Source organism: Thermosynechococcus sp. TG215 (assembly GCF_031583455.1).
Classification (GTDB): Bacteria; Cyanobacteriota; Cyanobacteriia; order Thermosynechococcales; family Thermosynechococcaceae; genus Thermosynechococcus.
Genome location: NZ_CP134178.1, coordinates 2,233,397 through 2,251,513 on the forward strand (window position 1 = coordinate 2,233,397; position 18,117 = coordinate 2,251,513).

17 protein-coding genes are annotated in these 18,117 nt (G+C 53.0%); 10 read left to right on the forward strand and 7 right to left on the reverse strand.

Annotated elements, in window-relative coordinates; translation table 11 throughout:
* Positions 1–30: 30 nt before the first annotated feature.
* Entirely contained in the window at positions 31–1,728 is a 1,698-nt protein-coding gene (locus RHJ02_RS10920; protein ID WP_310800215.1) for a phospholipase D-like domain-containing protein, read from the forward strand.
* Between the two features lie 27 nt (positions 1,729–1,755).
* Here RHJ02_RS10920 and RHJ02_RS10925 read toward each other — a convergent pair whose 3' ends face one another.
* Positions 1,756–2,268 carry an adenine phosphoribosyltransferase gene (locus RHJ02_RS10925; protein WP_206200182.1) on the reverse strand — a complete coding sequence of 171 codons (513 nt, stop codon included), beginning with the start codon at positions 2,266–2,268 and terminating at the stop codon, positions 1,756–1,758.
* A 49-nt stretch (positions 2,269–2,317) separates the two neighbouring features.
* Positions 2,318–3,622, reverse strand: coding sequence for an NCS2 family permease (locus RHJ02_RS10930; protein ID WP_206200183.1), 1,305 nt, complete (start codon positions 3,620–3,622; stop codon positions 2,318–2,320).
* 394 nt (positions 3,623–4,016) lie between these two features.
* Between RHJ02_RS10930 and RHJ02_RS10935 the strand changes: the two genes are divergently transcribed.
* The 7 genes from RHJ02_RS10935 (at position 4,017) to RHJ02_RS10965 (ending at position 12,034) form a co-directional block, all read left to right on the forward strand.
* Positions 4,017–5,738: a hypothetical protein gene (locus RHJ02_RS10935; RefSeq protein WP_310800216.1), complete on the forward strand. Its 1,722-nt coding sequence runs from the start codon at positions 4,017–4,019 to the stop codon at positions 5,736–5,738.
* Between the two features lie 17 nt (positions 5,739–5,755).
* Positions 5,756–6,547 (forward strand): prepilin-type N-terminal cleavage/methylation domain-containing protein, encoded by a 792-nt coding sequence (locus tag RHJ02_RS10940; RefSeq protein ID WP_206200185.1) that lies wholly within the window; start codon positions 5,756–5,758, stop codon positions 6,545–6,547.
* Positions 6,525–7,031 (forward strand): GspH/FimT family pseudopilin, encoded by a 507-nt coding sequence (locus RHJ02_RS10945; RefSeq protein ID WP_310743054.1) that lies wholly within the window; start codon positions 6,525–6,527, stop codon positions 7,029–7,031. Before RHJ02_RS10940 ends, RHJ02_RS10945 begins: the two co-directional genes overlap by 23 nt.
* A gap of 12 nt (positions 7,032–7,043) precedes the next feature.
* On the forward strand, positions 7,044–7,691 hold the full coding sequence (locus RHJ02_RS10950; RefSeq protein WP_310744553.1) for a prepilin-type N-terminal cleavage/methylation domain-containing protein: 648 nt from the start codon (positions 7,044–7,046) through the stop codon (positions 7,689–7,691).
* A gap of 186 nt (positions 7,692–7,877) precedes the next feature.
* Positions 7,878–8,384: a DUF6790 family protein gene (locus tag RHJ02_RS10955; protein ID WP_149819398.1), complete on the forward strand. Its 507-nt coding sequence runs from the start codon at positions 7,878–7,880 to the stop codon at positions 8,382–8,384.
* Between the two features lie 120 nt (positions 8,385–8,504).
* Positions 8,505–11,807, forward strand: coding sequence for a carbamoyl-phosphate synthase large subunit (gene carB / locus RHJ02_RS10960; protein WP_310800217.1), 3,303 nt, complete (start codon positions 8,505–8,507; stop codon positions 11,805–11,807).
* Positions 11,801–12,034: a DUF370 domain-containing protein gene (locus RHJ02_RS10965; protein ID WP_149819402.1), complete on the forward strand. Its 234-nt coding sequence runs from the start codon at positions 11,801–11,803 to the stop codon at positions 12,032–12,034. The genes carB and RHJ02_RS10965 overlap by 7 nt, the downstream gene beginning before the upstream one ends.
* A gap of 14 nt (positions 12,035–12,048) precedes the next feature.
* Here the strand turns inward: RHJ02_RS10965 and RHJ02_RS10970 are convergent, their stop codons facing one another.
* The 5 genes from RHJ02_RS10970 to RHJ02_RS10990 all read right to left on the reverse strand — a co-directional run bounded on the left by RHJ02_RS10970 (position 12,049) and on the right by RHJ02_RS10990 (position 16,857).
* Positions 12,049–12,540, reverse strand: coding sequence for a spore coat U domain-containing protein (locus RHJ02_RS10970; RefSeq protein ID WP_310800218.1), 492 nt, complete (start codon positions 12,538–12,540; stop codon positions 12,049–12,051).
* Complete coding sequence (locus tag RHJ02_RS10975; RefSeq protein ID WP_310800219.1) at positions 12,513–14,777, reverse strand: fimbria/pilus outer membrane usher protein; 2,265 nt, start codon at positions 14,775–14,777, stop codon at positions 12,513–12,515. The genes RHJ02_RS10970 and RHJ02_RS10975 overlap by 28 nt, the downstream gene beginning before the upstream one ends.
* Positions 14,778–14,787: 10 nt before the next feature.
* Complete coding sequence (locus RHJ02_RS10980) at positions 14,788–15,558, reverse strand: molecular chaperone (RefSeq protein ID WP_206200191.1); 771 nt, start codon at positions 15,556–15,558, stop codon at positions 14,788–14,790.
* A 1-nt stretch (position 15,559) separates the two neighbouring features.
* Positions 15,560–16,135 (reverse strand): spore coat U domain-containing protein, encoded by a 576-nt coding sequence (locus tag RHJ02_RS10985; RefSeq protein ID WP_206200192.1) that lies wholly within the window; start codon positions 16,133–16,135, stop codon positions 15,560–15,562.
* A gap of 182 nt (positions 16,136–16,317) precedes the next feature.
* On the reverse strand, positions 16,318–16,857 hold the full coding sequence (locus RHJ02_RS10990; protein WP_206200193.1) for a spore coat U domain-containing protein: 540 nt from the start codon (positions 16,855–16,857) through the stop codon (positions 16,318–16,320).
* Between the two features lie 448 nt (positions 16,858–17,305).
* Here RHJ02_RS10990 and RHJ02_RS10995 point away from each other — a divergent pair, with 448 nt between their 5' ends.
* Together RHJ02_RS10995 and RHJ02_RS11000 are read left to right on the forward strand one after the other, a co-directional pair.
* The gene (locus RHJ02_RS10995) at positions 17,306–17,692 is read left to right on the forward strand and encodes a hypothetical protein (protein WP_302678312.1); all 387 of its coding nucleotides are present in this window, start codon (positions 17,306–17,308) and stop codon (positions 17,690–17,692) included.
* Positions 17,693–17,808: 116 nt separating this feature from the next.
* A complete protein-coding gene (locus RHJ02_RS11000; RefSeq protein WP_399373393.1) occupies positions 17,809–18,075 on the forward strand; it encodes an IS630 transposase-related protein in 267 nt (88 codons plus the stop codon).
* Positions 18,076–18,117: the final 42 nt, after the last annotated feature.

Here is an 18,117-nt window from a genome sequence, read left to right on the forward strand (position 1 = left end):
AGAATTGGGACAAGCATTGGGGAAGTCAGCGTGTTTTGGCAAAAGCTTAAATGGCGGCGACACGGTGTGTATCTGCTGTTGTTTCTATTGGGGCTGTTGATTGCGGCTGTGGTGCTCACTCAATTGCGATCGCACCCAATTCTCCGCCCTGCCCTAGACCCGCTGCCTCAACATCCGCAAATCGCGGTACACATGAATCACTCCCAAGCCCACAGTTATCAAGAACCCTATCGCCCCTATACCCGTGAAGGGGAAGACCTTGAGGCAATCATGATTGAGCAGATTGCCAAGGCACAAAAGACGATTGATGTGGCGGTGCAGGAGTTTCGCCTACCCAATCTGGCCAAGGCCCTAGTAGCACGGCAGCAGGCGGGAGTGCGGGTACGAGTGGTGATGGAAAATACCTACACTGCGCCTTGGGCAACCTACAGCCCTGCGCAAGTGAGCGCCATGGATCGGAGAATGCGGGAGCGCTACAACGACTGGAAAGCCCTCGTGGATACCAATGGCGATGGCCAACTCAGTGCAGCGGAACTCAGCGATCGCGATGTGCAGACGATTCTCAACGAGGCCAAGATTCCTTGGATTGATGACACTGCCGATGGCTCTAAAGGCAGTATGCTCATGCACCACAAGTTTATCGTGATTGATAATCGCCAAGTCATTGCCACTACAGCGAACTTTACCCTCAGTGATGTCCATGGCGACTTGGGACGACCCGATACCCGTGGCAATGCCAACTCCCTCTTGGTGATTGATAGCCCCGCCGTGGCACGCCTATTTACTGAGGAATTCAACATTATGTGGGGGGATGGTCCCGGTGGTCAGCCCAACAGTCGCTTTGGGGTCAAAAAGCCAGTGCGTCCCCCTCAACGGGTGGTGGTGGGCGATGCCATGGTCACGGTGCGCTTTTCACCAACCCCGCGATCGCAACCCTGGGCGGCCTCTACCAATGGCTTGATTGGCCAAACACTACGTCGAGCACGCCAAAAAATTGATATGGCGCTCTTTGTTTTCTCCGATCAGGAGTTGTCCTACGTGCTTGAGGAACGCCATAACCAAGGGGTTAGCATTCGTGCCCTCATTGACTCAGGATTTATCTACCGTGACTTTAGCGAAGCCCTCGATATGATGGGGGTAGCGATGGCCAATACTGCCCAAGCCCGTCAAGGCAACTGTTACTACGAAGCCGGCAACCGCCCGTGGCAAAACCCCATTCAAACGGTGGGCACCCCCCTCCTACCAGAAGGCGATAAGCTGCACCACAAGTATGGCGTGGTTGACGATCGCACGCTGATTGTGGGTTCCCACAACTGGTCCGAGGCGGCCAACCGCGGCAATGATGAATTCTTGCTGGTCATCGAGCATCCTACGGTTGCAGCTCACTACGAACGGGAGTTTGAGCGCCTCTATAGCAATAGTCGTTTGGGTCTGCCGCAGCATATTCGCGATCGCATTCAGCAGCAGTTGACCGCCTGTGGTGGTAAGATTGCCACCCGACCTGCCCCCTCTTCAGGAAATCGTGCCAGCACGCCGACTACACGGGTGAACTTGAACACGGCCACCGCAGAGGAACTGCAAACCCTACCGGGCGTCGGCCCCAAACTGGCGGCTGAAATTATCCGTGCTCGCGAGCAAAAGCCCTTTCAATCCTTGGCCGATCTAGATGCTGTCCCCGGTGTCGGGCCGAAGCTCCTCGAACGCTTGCGCGATCGCGTGACGTGGTAACGCCCTAGTCAGTCACACTTAATAAACCTAATAAGTTACAAGGGTGGTAATCGGCACATCGGGCAACTTTTGTCGTCCCCCCAAGTCCGTCAGCTCGACGATAAAGGCAAAGCCATGGAGTTCAGCTTGCGCTTTTTGGATCAGACCCGCCGCTGCTGCCGCTGTGCCTCCAGTGGCAATCAAGTCATCAACAATGAGTACCCGCCGACCTGGCTCTACAGCATCTTGGTGCATCTCGAGGCGATCGCGCCCATACTCTAGTTCATACTCCACCGCATAGACGGGAGCACAAAGTTTACCCGGTTTGCGTAAAGGAATGAAGCCTGCTCCCAGTCGATAGGCCAAGGGGGCACCAAAAATAAAGCCCCGCGACTCGATACCAGCCACATAGTCAATGCCCTCGTTGGCGTGTTTTTCCACCAATTGGTCAATGACGTAGCGCAGCCCCGCCTGATTTTGCAGCAGTGTTGTTAAATCCCGAAACAAAATGCCCGGCTTAGGGAAGTCTGGGACATCACGAATCAGGGATTTGAGATCCATAGGTAGTGTGTTTCCAATCAGTTCAGAAGCATCCTATCTTAGATCTTGTCTAACGCCAAAAGTAGTGGGCAATAAAGATAAGCGCCAATCCCCAGAGGGCAGGATGCACTTCCCTCCCTTTGCCTGCCGCCCATTTCACGATTGGATAGCTAATAAATCCCACTGCTAGCCCCTCACTGATGGAGTAGCTCAAGGGCATCACCAACACCACTAAAAAAGCAGGAATTGCTTCCGTGAGATCAGACCAGGGAATGTCTGGGAGCGATCGCGCCATAAAGACACCGACAAGCACTAGCGCTGGTGCCGTGGCAAAACTGGGAATCGCGGTTGTGATCGGCAAAAAAAACAGTGAGAGCAAAAACAATCCGCCAACCATTAAAGCCGTCAGTCCTGTCCGGCCGCCCACGGCAATTCCGGCTGCCGATTCAATATAGGTGGTCACGGTGGAAGTGCCAAAGAGGGCGCCAACAATTGTCCCCACCGCATCTGCCATAAAGGCTCCCAAAGCGCGGGGGAAATGTCCCTGCTGATTGAGAAACCCCGCCTGTACCCCCACCGCAGAGAGCGTGCCTACGGTGTCAAACATATCGGTAAAAAGCAGTACCAAGGTGACCAAGAAAAAAGACCCCAACTGCCGCGGTTGCAATTGTCCAAAACCCGCCAAGGCTTGACCAAAGAGATGGGACGGCCATTGCGGCCATTGGATCAAACCTGTCGGCCAAGGGGCAGCCCCCACTAGCCATGCAGCTAAGGCGGTGATCATCACCCCCCAAAAAATCGCCCCCCGCACCCCCTTAGCACAAAGAAAGGCTGTCAAAAGAATCCCAAGGGCAGCGAGGATGGGTGGCCATGTCTGAAAGGTGGTGAGTTTTGTTTTCGTGGCGGCATCAGCGATGATAATTCCCGCATTGCTAAGGCCAATGTAGGCGATAAATAGCCCCACCCCGGCAGCGATCGCCACCTTCAAGGACATGGGAATCATATTTACAATCAGCGATCGCACCCCCGTCAAGGTGAGCAGCACAAAAACAATGCCCTCTAGGAGGACAGCACTCAACGCCAATGGCCAAGGCAGCCCCATTTGCCCCACCACCGCAAAAGCAAAAAAGGCATTGATGCCCATGCCGGGGGCCAACGCAATCGGGTAATTTGCCCAAGTCCCCATCAGCATGCTACCCACTGCCGCAGACACGGCGGTTGCAATCACCAACTCCGCCTGCAAATCTTGTGGTTGCTCGCGAAAAATGGCATTGGAAAGAATTTGTGCATTGACGGGCAAGATGTAGGCCATCGTTAGAAATGTTGTCAGTGCCGCCAGTGCCTCGGTAGGGAGTGAGGTGTGTGCTTGCTGCAAATTACACCAATCCCTAAAGCGTGAGTACCCATGTCTCCTCAAGAGGTTGCTCCTTTGTGCGAGAGTTATTCAAGTTTATTTACGCTTTTATTTACGCTGAAGCCCAGTATGAGTGAATTTGATAAGGCTTGGACTTGTCCCTAACAGAGAGATTCGCCACTGCATATACTGGAGTACTCTTGAAATGGAGCCTTTTGGGAAAAGGTATAATAGGGAGCAGGACATGGATGTGAGCGAGATTACATCACCTCTCTCAAGTTTGCGGTTAAATTATATCAACTGTGTATAAAAGCCAAAAATTGAGGGCGTATTCAACACAGCATCAGCAGCAACGAAGTTCTCGTAGTCAAGATATATTGATAGAGCAAAGGTTGGGGCAATAGAGGACAGGCCAATGATGAAAAAACTGGTGCGCTCACTGAAACGTCGCTATCCCCGTCCGGGGTATCGGCGGCGGCAGCGGGGGTTTACTCTGCCTTTGGTCTTGGGCATGGGACTGATCATGATCGTGGTTGCCCTAACCCTGCTCTCGCGATCGCAACTGGATGTGAGCACTGCTAGCTTGCAAAAACAAACCCAGCAGGCCTTTGCGGTGGCTGAGGGCGGTATGGCTCGTACCCTTGGCTTACTCAATGGCAACTACCAGATTCTGCTGCGCCGCACCTATAACCCCGCTAACAATACGAACTTTAATCCTGCCCGCCCCTACCTGATCAGTCGCGCAGCGGATGCAACAAAAGTGGGTCAGCCCAATACCACGGGTTTGAATGTTCCTGCTGTAAATGAATGGACAGCGGCGAGCCTTGATTCTGATGCGCCCCCCTGCTTTACCCTCGATAACCTAAATACGATTGTCCTCAACGGCACAATTGGCACCCCTGTGCAGGGCAATTACCGTATTCTCTCCTATCTCTACGATGCGCCAACGCAAACAGGACACCTGTTGATCGAAGGTCGCTTGCCCAATAACTCGCCGGCGAATGCCTTCATCTTGCAAAAGATGGTGATTACGGATCGCAGCGTGCCCTCCAACTTCCCTGGCCTGCTGGCACAAAGCATTAACCTCGGCAACAATGATGTCTTTGGCACCGTCAACGGCAATGTGATCTGCACCAATCCTGCCAACTGTGTGGTTCCCCAAGCCCAGTGCCAAAATGGCCAGCCGACCCAACAGGGACTGCGCAGTGCCATCGGAGCGCTCAATAACGCGATTATTGAGGGGACGATCGCCATCAACAAGATTAACCTACCGCCTTTTCCTATAGCACCTGATGCGGTGGGTGGTTCCGTGCTAGGGAGTGTTCCCCTGACTACGCTACCCAGTTGGTTGCCATCCAGTCAAATTACCGACTTTCAGCAAGCCCTGCAAGCGGCAGGCGGCTACAGTCAAGGTGCCTACGCCAACTTTCCGATTCCAGGACAAGGCCGAAATCCTCCCCAAGACTCACAGGACATTACAGGTAGAACAACTGACCAAAACTTTCCCCGTCCGGGCGATCGCCCCTACGTTGACCCTGACCCCAACATTCCCTTCTTTATCCCTGATCCCCTACGCCCCGGGGAGCGAATTGTCAACCCAGAGAAAGTCTATTACGCCTATCGCATTCGCAACATTAACCTCAGTGGTAACGAGAGGGTGACATTTAATACGACGAACTATGCCATTCGCCTCTACGTCAGTGGCAACATCTCCCTCAGTGGTAATGCAGGGATTGACAACACCTGTAGCCCCAATAGTTCCACCTGCGGTACCGACGCTAATATGGGACTTCCCAGTGGTGTCGGCACGCCCGATCGCCTACGCATCTATGGCAATCCCCCAGACCCAACCAATGCGATACCTGACCAAGAATTCACCCTTAGCGGTGGCTCCACAGTAGGAAGTGTCTTTGTTTATGCGCCTGATGCGAAGGTAGGCATCAATGGCGGCAGTCGCGAGCCAGATATCTTCGGTGCAGTTTGGGCAAAAACGTGGAATGGTTCTAGCTCCAACAATGCTGAAATCAGGGTGCCCGATCGCCTACCGGAAGCCTTGGGAGGCAACTATGCCAATGCTTCAATTGTTGTGGCACGCACCACCGAAGCGAGCAACTGGAACCGCCTAGCCCAGTACTAAATTCGGAGGTAATGTTGATGACTCGTCGTAAGTTCTATTTCCACTGGCTGGTGCAGCAACGTTCCCAAGGCTTTACCCTTGCGGAGGTCTTGGCTTCCATTCTGGTGATTAGCCTCTTTACCCTAGCGGCGATGCAGGCCATTGTTGTCGCTGCCTTTTTCCAAGCGGATGCCCGTAAATTTGCCGAGGCCAGTCACTGGATTCAAGATGATCTAGAAAATATCAAAATTGTTGCCTACGATCTCTGCCAAACCAAGTTTGCCCAACGCAAGCTGGCAGCACCCGCCCAAGGCAATGACACCACCTTAACACTGGCACTCATTCAATCGGGTGAAAGTGACTACGATCAAGCCATGCCCCCAGAGTATCGCACCGGGGGTGCCTGTCCAGTAACTTCACCCACGGATGGGTTTCGAGTGGGCGATCGCGTTCTCATTGGTTCGGACTCGGGCACACGCCGTATTGTCTCTATGTCAGCCAACACGATTACCTTGGACTCGCCAGTAGGGGGCTATCGGGGGGCGGGTACTCGTGTCTATGCCCGCTGTCGGATTCAAGCCAATGAAACCAATGGCATTGATGGTGGCTTTGGTGCCTACCTGCAAACCTTGATTCCGCCGATGAACAGCAGCAATAATAGTCGCCCCATTGTCAATGACACGTTTACGATGACGCGCACACCCACCACCCGTGCTGAGGCACCTTTCCAAACCCTAGAACTGGCCTATTCTGTGCGCAATAGTAACAACCGCGTCGTTGCTCAACTATCAACCGAGGTGGTGCCCAATGCGTTTTTCCGCTGTCCGTGAGCAGGGCATGACCCTGATTGAAATCCTGATTGTCCTGACGGTGGCAGCGATTTTAGCGGTGGCTGTCACGCCGAGCTTTCTCTATTGGCTAGAAACGCAGCGGGTCAACCAAGCTCTTGAAAGCTTAGAGGGGGCACTACGGGAAGCGCAGCGGGAGGCAATGCGACGCAACCAAGCCTGTCGAGTGACGATTAACACAGGCACCAATCCCACTATCGCGGGAGATCCACCCCAATGTCTGCCCAATGGCTCCCGCCAACTGGAAAATGTAACCCTGCGTCGAGAAACGGGTGCTGCGTCTATACGGTTTGGCTTTCAGGGGCGCACCAGTAGTACAGGCACGATTGTGATTGCCTCCATAAGCCATCCAACCCTACAGCGCTGTTTGGTGGTGTCCTTGGGATTGGGGATTATGCGCACGGGCAATTACCTTGCAACGGACACCACGGGTGCAACTGCCGATAACTGTCAAGCACGCAACTAGAGGGGCACAGATATGCAGGGTTGGCGCAGAAGCGATCGCGGCTTTACATTGACGGAGTTACTGGTGGCGGCTGCCGTTGGCAGTATTGTTGTGGCCATGAGTGGTTGGGCAATGGTGGCTATCCTGCAAAACAATCGTCGTGTTGAAGAGCAGGCAATTACCCGCATGAACCTCAGCCGCGCCCTCGACTTTATCTCCGATGATATTCGCTCAGCCATTCGCATCTCAACCACGGCACCCCCAGATTGGGTCATTCCCAGTGGTGGCTACCAGTTGGTGATGTTTATAGAAAAACCAGCGGATAACCTAGAGGAACAGAACGACGGCACCCTCGCCAGTACGACCCGTGTGGCCTATTACACCCGTCCCAAGACGAGCAATGTGGTGTGGCGAGGCCCGATGATTCTCTATCGCCAAAAAATTGATGACTCTACCCCCAATGCGTTGATTGATGGCATTGCCAACACGAGTCCCAACTGCACCAATAACTTGCCGGGCGCTGTTGACAGTGGCACCAACAAAGGAGGGTTTCGCGTCTTCGTTCAGCACAATCGCAATGTCAAGCTCTGCATTGCTGGTTTGGTGGAGTCAACGGGTACGGTTTACCAAGCAGAAACCCTTGCCGCCGTGCGATCCGGATCTGCGACCCCCACTCCCTAGCGGCAGCAGCATTCCTTGAGAGGTACTTTTGGGAACACTGATAGCTTCTCCTCTTCACTCGGATAGAATAGGCTCAAAACGGTGAAAGTTCCTAGGGAACGGGATGACCTCCCCTTTACTTTACGTACCCCCTGTTTGACAAAAGGGTCATCGTTTTTCTATTGCTGCTGTTATAGGGATGCAACCATGATTTGGCTTTTTTATAGTCTGATGACTATTCTTGGCATTGGTCTGCATTTGTGGCGACAGCCTCACCAGCGTACACGGGCAGGGATCATCCATGTCAGCTTGCTGTACCTACTGGTTATTTTTGTGGGAATTGGGGGGGTGATGAGTGCGTTGGTGCATACGTTTGATGCTGCAGCGACGGCTCGCAAAATTGGCTGGTTACCGGGGAGTCCTTTCCAATTTGAGGTCGCAATGGCGAATCTGGCCTTTGGGATTCTTGGCCTGCTCTGCATTTGGCAACGAGGATTGTTCTGGTCAGCAACAGGGATTGGTTTCTCGGTCTATGTGTTGGGATGTGCCTATGGCCACTACCAACAGATGTTGCTGGGAAATTTTGCCCCCTACAATGCTGGCTGGGGGATTTGGCTTTACGATGTTGGCGTACCGTCGTTGATCTTGACATTGCTGTGGGGTCGCAGTCGCTGGAATGTGTCCCACCCTCATAGGAATGTGAGTAAATCCTAACACCAATCGCCCTCAGAGCTGGTGACCTAGTGATTTTCAACTTAACAGAACAGGCGCGATCTCAAGGGGGAGTGTAGGATAGGGAAGGCGTGATTGAAATCCTTTGGCTGCGTTGTCCCTATGCCTCGTCGTACCGATATTTCAAAAATTCTCATTATTGGTTCGGGTCCGATTGTCATTGGTCAAGCCTGTGAATTTGACTATTCGGGAACCCAAGCCTGTAAGGCGTTGCGCGAGGAAGGGTACGAGGTGATCCTGATTAACTCCAACCCCGCCACCATCATGACGGATCCCGAGACCGCCGATCGCACGTACATTGAACCCCTCACCCCGGAAATGGTGGAAAAAGTCATTGCCGCCGAACGCCCCGATGCCCTACTGCCGACCATGGGCGGACAAACGGCGCTGAACTTGGCGGTGGCTCTGTCAAAATCGGGGGTGCTGGATCGCTATGGCGTGGAGTTGATTGGTGCCAAATTACCCGCCATTGAAATGGCCGAGGATCGCAAGCTCTTTAAGGAGGCAATGCAGCGCATTGGGGTGGGGGTGTGTCCGTCGGGCTTGGCCAATACCCTCGAAGAGGCGCGGGCGATCGCCCAAGAGATTGGGGTTTATCCCCTGATTATTCGACCGGCCTTTACCTTGGGGGGCAGCGGTGGTGGCATTGCCTATAACCAAGAGGAATTTGAAGAGCTTGCTGCTGCTGGTCTGGAGGCTAGCCCGGTCTCGCAGATTCTCATTGAGCAGTCCCTGATTGGCTGGAAAGAATATGAGCTAGAAGTCATGCGGGATATCGCCGATAACGTGGTCATTATCTGCTCCATTGAGAACGTGGATCCCATGGGTATCCATACCGGGGACTCCATCACTGTCGCACCAGCGCAAACCCTGACGGATAAAGAGTATCAGCGGCTGCGGGATGCTGCCATCAAAATCATTCGGGAAATTGGCGTAGAAACGGGCGGATCAAACATTCAGTTTGCCGTTAACCCCGAAACAGGGGAAGTGATCGTGATTGAAATGAATCCCCGTGTCTCGCGCTCCTCAGCACTCGCTTCTAAGGCAACTGGCTTTCCCATTGCCAAAATGGCGGCGAAATTGGCTGTGGGCTACACGCTGCCGGAAATCCCCAACGACATTACCAAGAAAACCCCCGCTAGTTTTGAACCCACGATTGACTACGTGGTCACCAAAATTCCCCGCTTTGCCTTTGAGAAGTTTCCCGGCTCGCAGCCGGTGCTGACCACCCAAATGAAGTCCGTTGGTGAAGCCATGGCCATTGGCCGCACATTCCAAGAGTCCCTGCAAAAAGCCCTGCGATCGCTGGAAACCGGACGCGCCGGCTGGGGGTGCGATCGCCCCGAAAAACTCCCCAGCCTTGAACAACTGCGGGGGAAACTGCGCACACCCAATCCCGATCGCATCTTTGCCATTCGCCACGCCTTCCTCTTGGGGATGACCGTTGAAGAGGTTTATGAACTAACCGCCATTGATCCGTGGTTCCTGCGGCAGCTGCAGGGACTCCTAGAAACGGAAAAATTCCTCAAGCGCAGCAAACTAGAGCAACTCACCGCTGATGATCTCTGGCGGGTCAAGCAGCAGGGCTTTAGTGATGCCCAAATTGCCTACGCCACCAAAACCACCGATGATCAGGTGCGGGCCTATCGCCAATCCCTCGGTGTTGTTCCCGTCTATAAAACCGTGGACACCTGTGCCGCCGAGTTTGAGGCCTACACCCCCTACTACTACTCCGCCTATGAGCGGCCGGTGGAGCAAATTAACCCCGATACCGGCGATGTTGAATTACTGCCCCCGCAATCGGAAGTGCTGCCCCCCCGCAAGCCGCGGGTAATGATTCTTGGCTCAGGGCCAAACCGCATTGGTCAAGGGATTGAATTTGATTACTGCTGCTGCCATGCTTCCTACGCGCTGCGGGCGGATGACTATGAAACAATCATGGTCAACTCCAATCCTGAAACGGTTTCCACGGATTACGACACCAGCGATCGCCTCTACTTTGAACCCCTGACGAAGGAAGATGTCCTCAACATTATTGAGGTGGAGCGCCCCGTCGGCATTATTATTCAGTTTGGCGGTCAAACGCCGCTGAAACTCGCCTTACCCCTCCAGCAGTACCTCGAAACCCATGGCGATCGCCTCGGAACGCAAATCTGGGGCACCTCGCCCGACTGCATTGATATTGCCGAAGACCGCGAACGCTTCGAGAAAATCTTGCGGGAGCTGAATATCCCCCAACCCCCCAATGGCACCGCTCGCAGTTACGCCGAAGCCCTGAGTATTGCCCAGCGCATTAGCTACCCCGTAGTGGTGCGCCCCAGTTATGTGCTCGGCGGTCGCGCCATGGAAATCGTCTATTCCGATGCCGAACTGGAACGCTATATGAACGAAGCCGTGCAGGTGGAGCCAGAGCGACCAATTCTCATTGATAAGTATCTGGAAAACGCCATTGAAGTGGATGTGGATGCCATTGCTGATGCCAGCGGTACCGTGGTGATTGGCGGGATTATGGAACACATCGAGCAAGCGGGAATTCACTCTGGGGATTCTGCCTGTAGCTTGCCCACCCAATCCCTTTCTCCTACCGTGTTGGCGACCATTCGCAGGTGGAGTATTGCCCTCGCCAAGGCCCTCAAAGTGGTGGGGCTGATGAACCTACAACTGGCAGTACAAGGGGAGCAGGTCTATATTTTGGAGGCCAACCCGCGGGCATCCCGTACGGTGCCCTTTGTCTCCAAGGCGATCGGCATTCCCCTTGCTAAAATGGCTGCCCGCCTGATGTCAGGCAAAACGCTTGCAGAACTCAATTTCCTCGATGAGAAGATTCCCAACCATGTCGCTGTTAAGGAAGCGGTTCTGCCCTTTGAAAAATTTGCCGGTACGGATACGGTACTGGGGCCAGAGATGCGCTCTACGGGTGAAGTGATGGGGATTGACATGACCTTTGGTGCTGCCTATGCCAAGTCTCAACTGGCGGCCAATCAAAGGTTACCTTTGAAAGGAACTGTTTTTGTATCGATGAGCGATCGCGACAAGGCAGCGATTGTGCCCGTGGTGCAGGAGTTGCAGTCCCTCGGCTTTCGGATTATTGCCACCGAAGGAACCCGCAATGCTCTGCTTGAGGCGGGTCTGAGTAATATTGAACTCATCCTCAAGCTCCATGAAGGGCGTCCCCATGTCCTCGATGCGATTAAAAATGAGCAGATTCACCTGATTCTGAATACGCCCTCGGGTCAGGAAGCCCGTACCGATGCCCAATTGATTCGTCGCACCGCCCTTGCCTACAAGATTCCAATTGTGACGACGATCGCCGGTGCAAAGGCAACGGCTGCCGCCATTAAAACCCTGCAAACCTCAACCCTCGGGGTACGGGCACTTCAGGACTACCATCGGGCGGAATGCTAAACATTGGTTTTGGCAACTATGTCTCGCCGCAGCGACTGCTGGCGATCGTCAGCCCCGACTCTGCCCCGATTAAACGCCTGATTCTCGAAGCACGGCAGCATCATCATCTCATTGATGCCACCCACGGACGGCGGACTCGTGCCGTACTGGTCTTGGATGGGGAGATTGTTGTCCTCTCGGCGCTGCATCCGGAAACCTTGGTGGCGCGACTCAACCCACCCCCCTAGACGCCTCTAAAACATCAAAAAATAATCGTCACCCGCAGTGAGTCGGTGTAGAGGCCGGGGGCAACCCACTGCTGGGCAGGAATGCGACCGTAGATCGTCAGTGTATTGAGGACATTGTTGCCGGGAATAAACGGCCCCCGTTGCTGTGTGCCCCCTGTGCCATCGCCCCAAATGATACTGCGATTAGCATCAAGATAGAGGTTATAGTTCAGGCGATCGCTCCCACTGCTCATTTGTCGCGGTGTAAAACTATTGCTGCCCCCTTGGCTTAGTTGAACCGTTACGGGGCGGTTATTAAAGCGACCAGCCCCACCCCCCACACAGACAAATTGGACTTGACCAGTGGTATCCAGAGGAATGGGCGAAAAAGGATCATAGCTCCCAAAGTTTAACCCGGTCACACTTTGAAACTGACAACCCGTCCCCTGAGCCTGTGCGGCTGCCCAATACCCAAGGCAACTGAAGCCAGTGATGCATCCTATCGTGGCGAGTCGGGCAACGAACATGAGACTTCCCCTACATCAGTAAAGAGATCGTCACTGGGTGGCAGTGTCAGTTGGAACGTACAGCGCAGTTGCTCGTAGGTCACTTCAGCAGTGTAGGTTCCTGCTTCTAGGGTATCAAAGTAAAATTCTCCCCTTGGCGAGAGGGGCGATAGGATTGTTTCCTTGTTGCGTTCTAGGGTGAGTTGTCCCAAATTGGGAATGATTCGCTCACTGCCCCGCAAAATCACCACTCGTCCGACATAGTTGCGACTGGGGCGGACATCAAAGCGGGCGATCGCTCCCCCACGAAAAGGCGGTGCAATCAGTAGCTCGGTGCGGCCAATGGCAAAATCAATGGGAATATCCTGATCCTCGATCCGCAAGGCATTGCCGTAGTAGGGCAGCAAGTCTGGAATCAAAATTTTACCGCGACGATTCGTGCGACCAATTTCCTGATTGCTTAAGTAGGTGCGCACACCCCCCACATTGGGCACATCTACCAAAACAAAACTTCCCTGCACCGGTCGCGTGGCAAAAACTTCACCGCCAATTGTGACGAATCCCCCTTCCACCACCACTTGCGCCTGTCCTGTATCCCCTGCCTGCGCGTAGCCAATTTGGTAGCGGCTCCAAGGGGCATTGTAAGAAAATGTGCCACTGACAAAGACCCGCTCATTGGCCTGAAGCACCTGTCCCTGATAGCCATAGCCGACGCCCACCGGGAGCGATCGCGAGACGTTGAGGAAAGGAACCCCCTGATTTCCCTGTTGCAGCCAGCCAGTGTTAAGTGTCACTGCATTGTTCAGAAAGTAGTTAAACGTAACACTGATTTGGTTCACTGGCTGATCACTGCCAGAAAGGAAGCGCGAACCTTGCAGGTATAGACTGAGATTGCGGCGGAGTTGCACTTGAGCGAGAATCGTTGCCTGTTGCCGCACCACTTGATCGCGGGGATTGGTAAAAAAGTACTGACCACTGATTGTTACCCGCGACCCCAGATTCAGAGTGGCATTGGCAAAGCCCTCTAACTGCGGGCGATCGTCCCCCAAACCCAAGCCAGTATTGACATAGTTGCCACTGAGGAGGCGCACCCCACCACCAAAGGCCAGCCACCGCCCCGGATAGTTGTAGCCAACAGCAACCCCACTCCCCAATTTTCCCTCAGTGGTACTCACCGCCGCCGCCACATCCAGCGTGCCAATGGGAATCGCCGTACTCAGGTTCAAGCCCGCATTCAAAAGATCGCCATTGCCTTCCAGACGTGCCCCTAGGGTCAAGTTATTCAAAATGCCCTGCCGATAGGCCGCCAAAAATTGCACCTGATCTCCGTAGCTGAAATTCTCCGTGCCAAAATTTTCCCGCTCGGCACCGGCAGCCACAATAAACTCCGATAGTCCAGGGCGCAATAACGTAAACGACTGGACAAAATTACGGCTAAAGACCTGTTGATTGCCCTCAGCATCCTTTATCACAATTCGCAAGCGATTAAAGCCCCCAAAGGCGGGCAAATTTTTGAGAATAAACGGCCCCGGCGGTAACGTCACCTGCCGAATCAGCAAGTTATTCAGGTAAATTTCTGCGCTGCTGGGGGTGGTTACCTCACCCCGAAAGTCAAAGGCGGGTTGGCGAATCAGGTAAGGGCTAAGGCCAAAGTTGCGTTCCCAAACAATGCCCCCCCAAAGGCCACCCCCGCCCAACAGGTCACTGCTGATAAACGCATCCCCTAGGGTCAAAGTTGTGAGATGGCGCCGATGATCCAATCTAAAAGCGGTGAGTCCCCGTTGCAGGTTGCCATCGGCAGTCAACCCCAGCGTTGAGGTGAGGGCATTGCCACCAAAGCTAATCGCCACTTCACTGGCAGCCGTCAGTTGTTCAAAGTCATTCCAAAAAACACCATAGTTCAGGTAGGCACTTAAGGGTTGGCTATAGCGAATCCCCGGCGGTTCATTACTCGGTTTAAAGTCAATGACCGTTTGTGGCAGTTGGGCTGCTCCCACCTGTAACCGTAGCACTAAGTTGGCATCATCCCGCTGGAATGTCATCTGCGGTGCCAACGACTGCAAGGAGACGTGCTCAATGCCTTGGATGATTTCGCGGCGACCGCCAATCTCCCTCAGACCGGCATTCACTAGATCCTGCAAAGGGATGAGCACATCATCGCCACGCACCAAAACAATCACATCCCCCTTGGTAACGCGATTCACCTCAAGGGTATAAATGGCAGAGACTTCTGCTTGGGCAGAGACTGGAGCAGCCATCAGGAGGCTACTAAACGCAAACGCCGTTGGGAGTAGAAATTTCAGTTGTAAGGGAGGGGTTGGTGCCCACAGACTGTAATTTGACTTGGCGCACTTGGGCACAGTTGGTTTGTGGTAGAGGAATATTCCTAAAGGGGCGATCGCGATCGGCCAAAACATACACAGAATCTAGCGTCCGCTCGAAAACAACCGTCCCCCGCTCATTCAGCCCCTGTACGGTTATGCCAAGGGTTTGAATGTGAACATTACCACGATTGCGGAGTACAAAACTTAATTTGCCCCCTTCAACCCGACCATTCAAAATTTCGCCTTGGCGCTGGATATTGGCAGGTTGGACAAAAACGGGCAGGCTAAAGGTCTTGATAATGCGAATGGCAGCCCCTTGGGTTTCTGGCACATTGGCTGGGGGCAATTCTGTCACTAGGAGGCGATAGGTTTGCTCTTCAGTGGTTGCCGGTTGCCGTACCCCAACCCGTAAAGTCCGCTGTTCTCCTGGCGGTACCGACAGCAAGACAGGGAAAGCCACGACATTGCCATCGCTTTCCGTTAGCTCCTCTTGGCCATCGGCGGTTTGCTGCCAGCGGCGGACACTAATCTCAAAGTTAATCGGCACCTGCCCCGTATTGGTCAGGGTCAACAATGCCGTTCGCTGACGCGGTGAGAGAAACACCTGCACCGCATTCAGATAAAACTCCGAGGATTGTGCTCCCACCCTTGAAGCCATGCCAAGGGCAATGACTGTGGCCAGCAGGGCAAACCGCCACCCCAATAGAAAGCGCACGCTAGAACGAGACAGTGACTTGAACCGTATCAATATAGGCACCGGGTTTTAGCTGATCTAGAGTACCGGACGGTAAGTTATCTGCTGCGAGAATCCGACCGTAGATGGGGAAGTTTGCAGGAGATGCATTGGGTGCTGTGTACTCGACAGCATTACTGAGATCACAGCCCCAAACTTCACTTCTCGCAGCATCTTTGTATAATCCATAGGGAAGACGAGCATCCGCATTGGCCATCTGGCGCAGAGGAGCAGTACAAGAAGAGCTCGATGAAGCGTTGCTTCCTTCGTCCAGCTTAATAGTCGCTTGAGTCTTAGGTAAGCACTTGACACTCACTTCACCTTGGGCATCCAAGGGCGTTGTTGCGTGGGCACCCAATGGATCATAGGTACCAAAGTTGATATTTTGAGTACCCGTAATTTTGCAGGCTGGGTTGACGTTTGCTTGAATTTGGATATTTGTGGTTTGGGGCGAAGTTTGGGCTTTGGCAGCCTGTGCCATTAACAGAGGCAGTACGCCCCCCGCCGCAGTAAGAAATAGACCGAGAAAAATCCGTTTGAGCAGGAATGAGAAAGTCATCGTCAAACCCCCTTATGAGAACAGCAAAAAATTTAGACCCCAATTTTTGATGTTACTCTAATACTGAATGTAGCAAACCTTTAGGGATAACTCGCGGTGAGCTTGCAACACATACTAGCAGTAACAATACTACAGCATCCCCCCCTTGCCTACCGTGATTTCACGGAGGTTTTATCTTTCCTTTAGAAAGAAACAATAATCTGAACCGTATCGATATAAGTACCCGGTGTCAGTTGATTCAGAGTCCCTAAAAGTGCAAGAGCTTGACCCGATGGGATGCGACCGTACACGATAATGTCTTTGACGCTAGCATTGGTCGCACTGTAGTCCACATCATTCAGGAAGTTACAGCCCCAAATGTCAAGAGGGGAGTAAGAACTATCCCGATACAAAAAATAAGGAAGGCGAGCGGAGCCAGAAGCCATACGCCGCAGCGGTACAAGACAACTGGACAAAGCAGCAGGATAACTCCCCTGATTCAGCCGAATGGTTGCTTGGGTGCCCGGTAAGCATTGCACACTCACCTGACCTTGGGCATCTAGCGCTTGGGTGTAGTGGGTACCGAGGGGATCATAGGTGCCAAAGTTAATATCCTGAACACCCTTAATCACACAGGCTGCCTTCACCGTCGCCTGAACGTTGATGTTACTGGTTTGAGGTGAAGTTTGAGCATGGGCGCGCTGAGCCGTTAGGAGTGGCAATAGACCACTGGCAGCAGTCAAAAATAAACTTATTGGGTAGAGCTTTAGCCTCAGAAAACAGGGGTGATGCATAAGACTCTTCTCCCAACAGTTCATCAGTATTTTAATTGCTAGAGTGAACCCTACAAATTGCTAATCATGAATTTGGAGAGCACTCAGTCATGACTTGTAGGCCAAGCTTACGCAAGCCTAATGTGAAGGTGTGCGGCGAATTCACAATTGCAGCCGTTAGAGGGACACTGCCAATCTTACACCACTTACAGGACTTATGAACAGAGAATTTTAACTACGCAACAAAAGTTAATCTAAAGATTGGCACCCCCAAGCGTCAGGATCATCGTTGATGGGATGCGATCGCCATCGAAGGCAGTCTCAAAAATATTTTTGTAATGTTGATTGACCCCATTTTATTTGAGTGTATGCTAGTGCCTAGGAAAATTTTGTAGCCCTTTGATTTGGAGTGATTGCTGTGTTGCCAGACTTGCCAAGTTTTGATGCTTTGCTTCAGAGTTTGCGTAATATTGACACCCTAACCGAGTGGGAAATGGCGGTTCTGGGCATTATTGTCATCGTGGTTGGCATTTCTCTAGGGAACTGGGTCTGGCCAAGGATTTTGCAGGGGCTATTTATTCTTCTGTATCTTGGTGTAACTGCTATTCCCCTATTTTTGGTGGCGAACGGTATTCTACACGAGTGGCAAGATGTGGTCTTTAGCTGCTTAGTTATCGGCTTTTTGGGGTCAATCCCGTTACTCCCCTTTTTTGCTATTTCCAGTATTCAGCGAAAAATAGATGGCCTCAAGCAACAGGTGAACACACCACCTGCATCAGCTCCTATTAATTTCGAAAGGGAGTGAGATATTTTCAAGAGGGATAGGCTATACTCAAAGCGTCATGAATCTTACTCAAGAACATGAGCTATAGCTTGGACTGACGAGAGCGGGTTGTCTCCTATATCCAGCAAGGTGGCAAAATCAGTGAAGCGACTCAAATCTTTCAGGTGAGCCGCGCCACCATCCATCGCTGGCTGAAGCGAGAGGACTTAGCGCCCACGGTTGTCCCCCGTCGTCCTTGGAAACTGGATTGGGCGGCCTTAGCAGCGGATGTTGCTGCCCATCCCGATGACCGTTTAATCGACCGTGCCCAGCGATTTGGCGTCCAAGTTTCCACCATTAGTTATGCCCTCGCCCAGATGGGCATCACCCGAAAAAAAACAGATACGTTACCAAGAAGGGTGTGAAGAAGAGCGACAAGCGTATCAACAGCAGCTCAACACATGGGT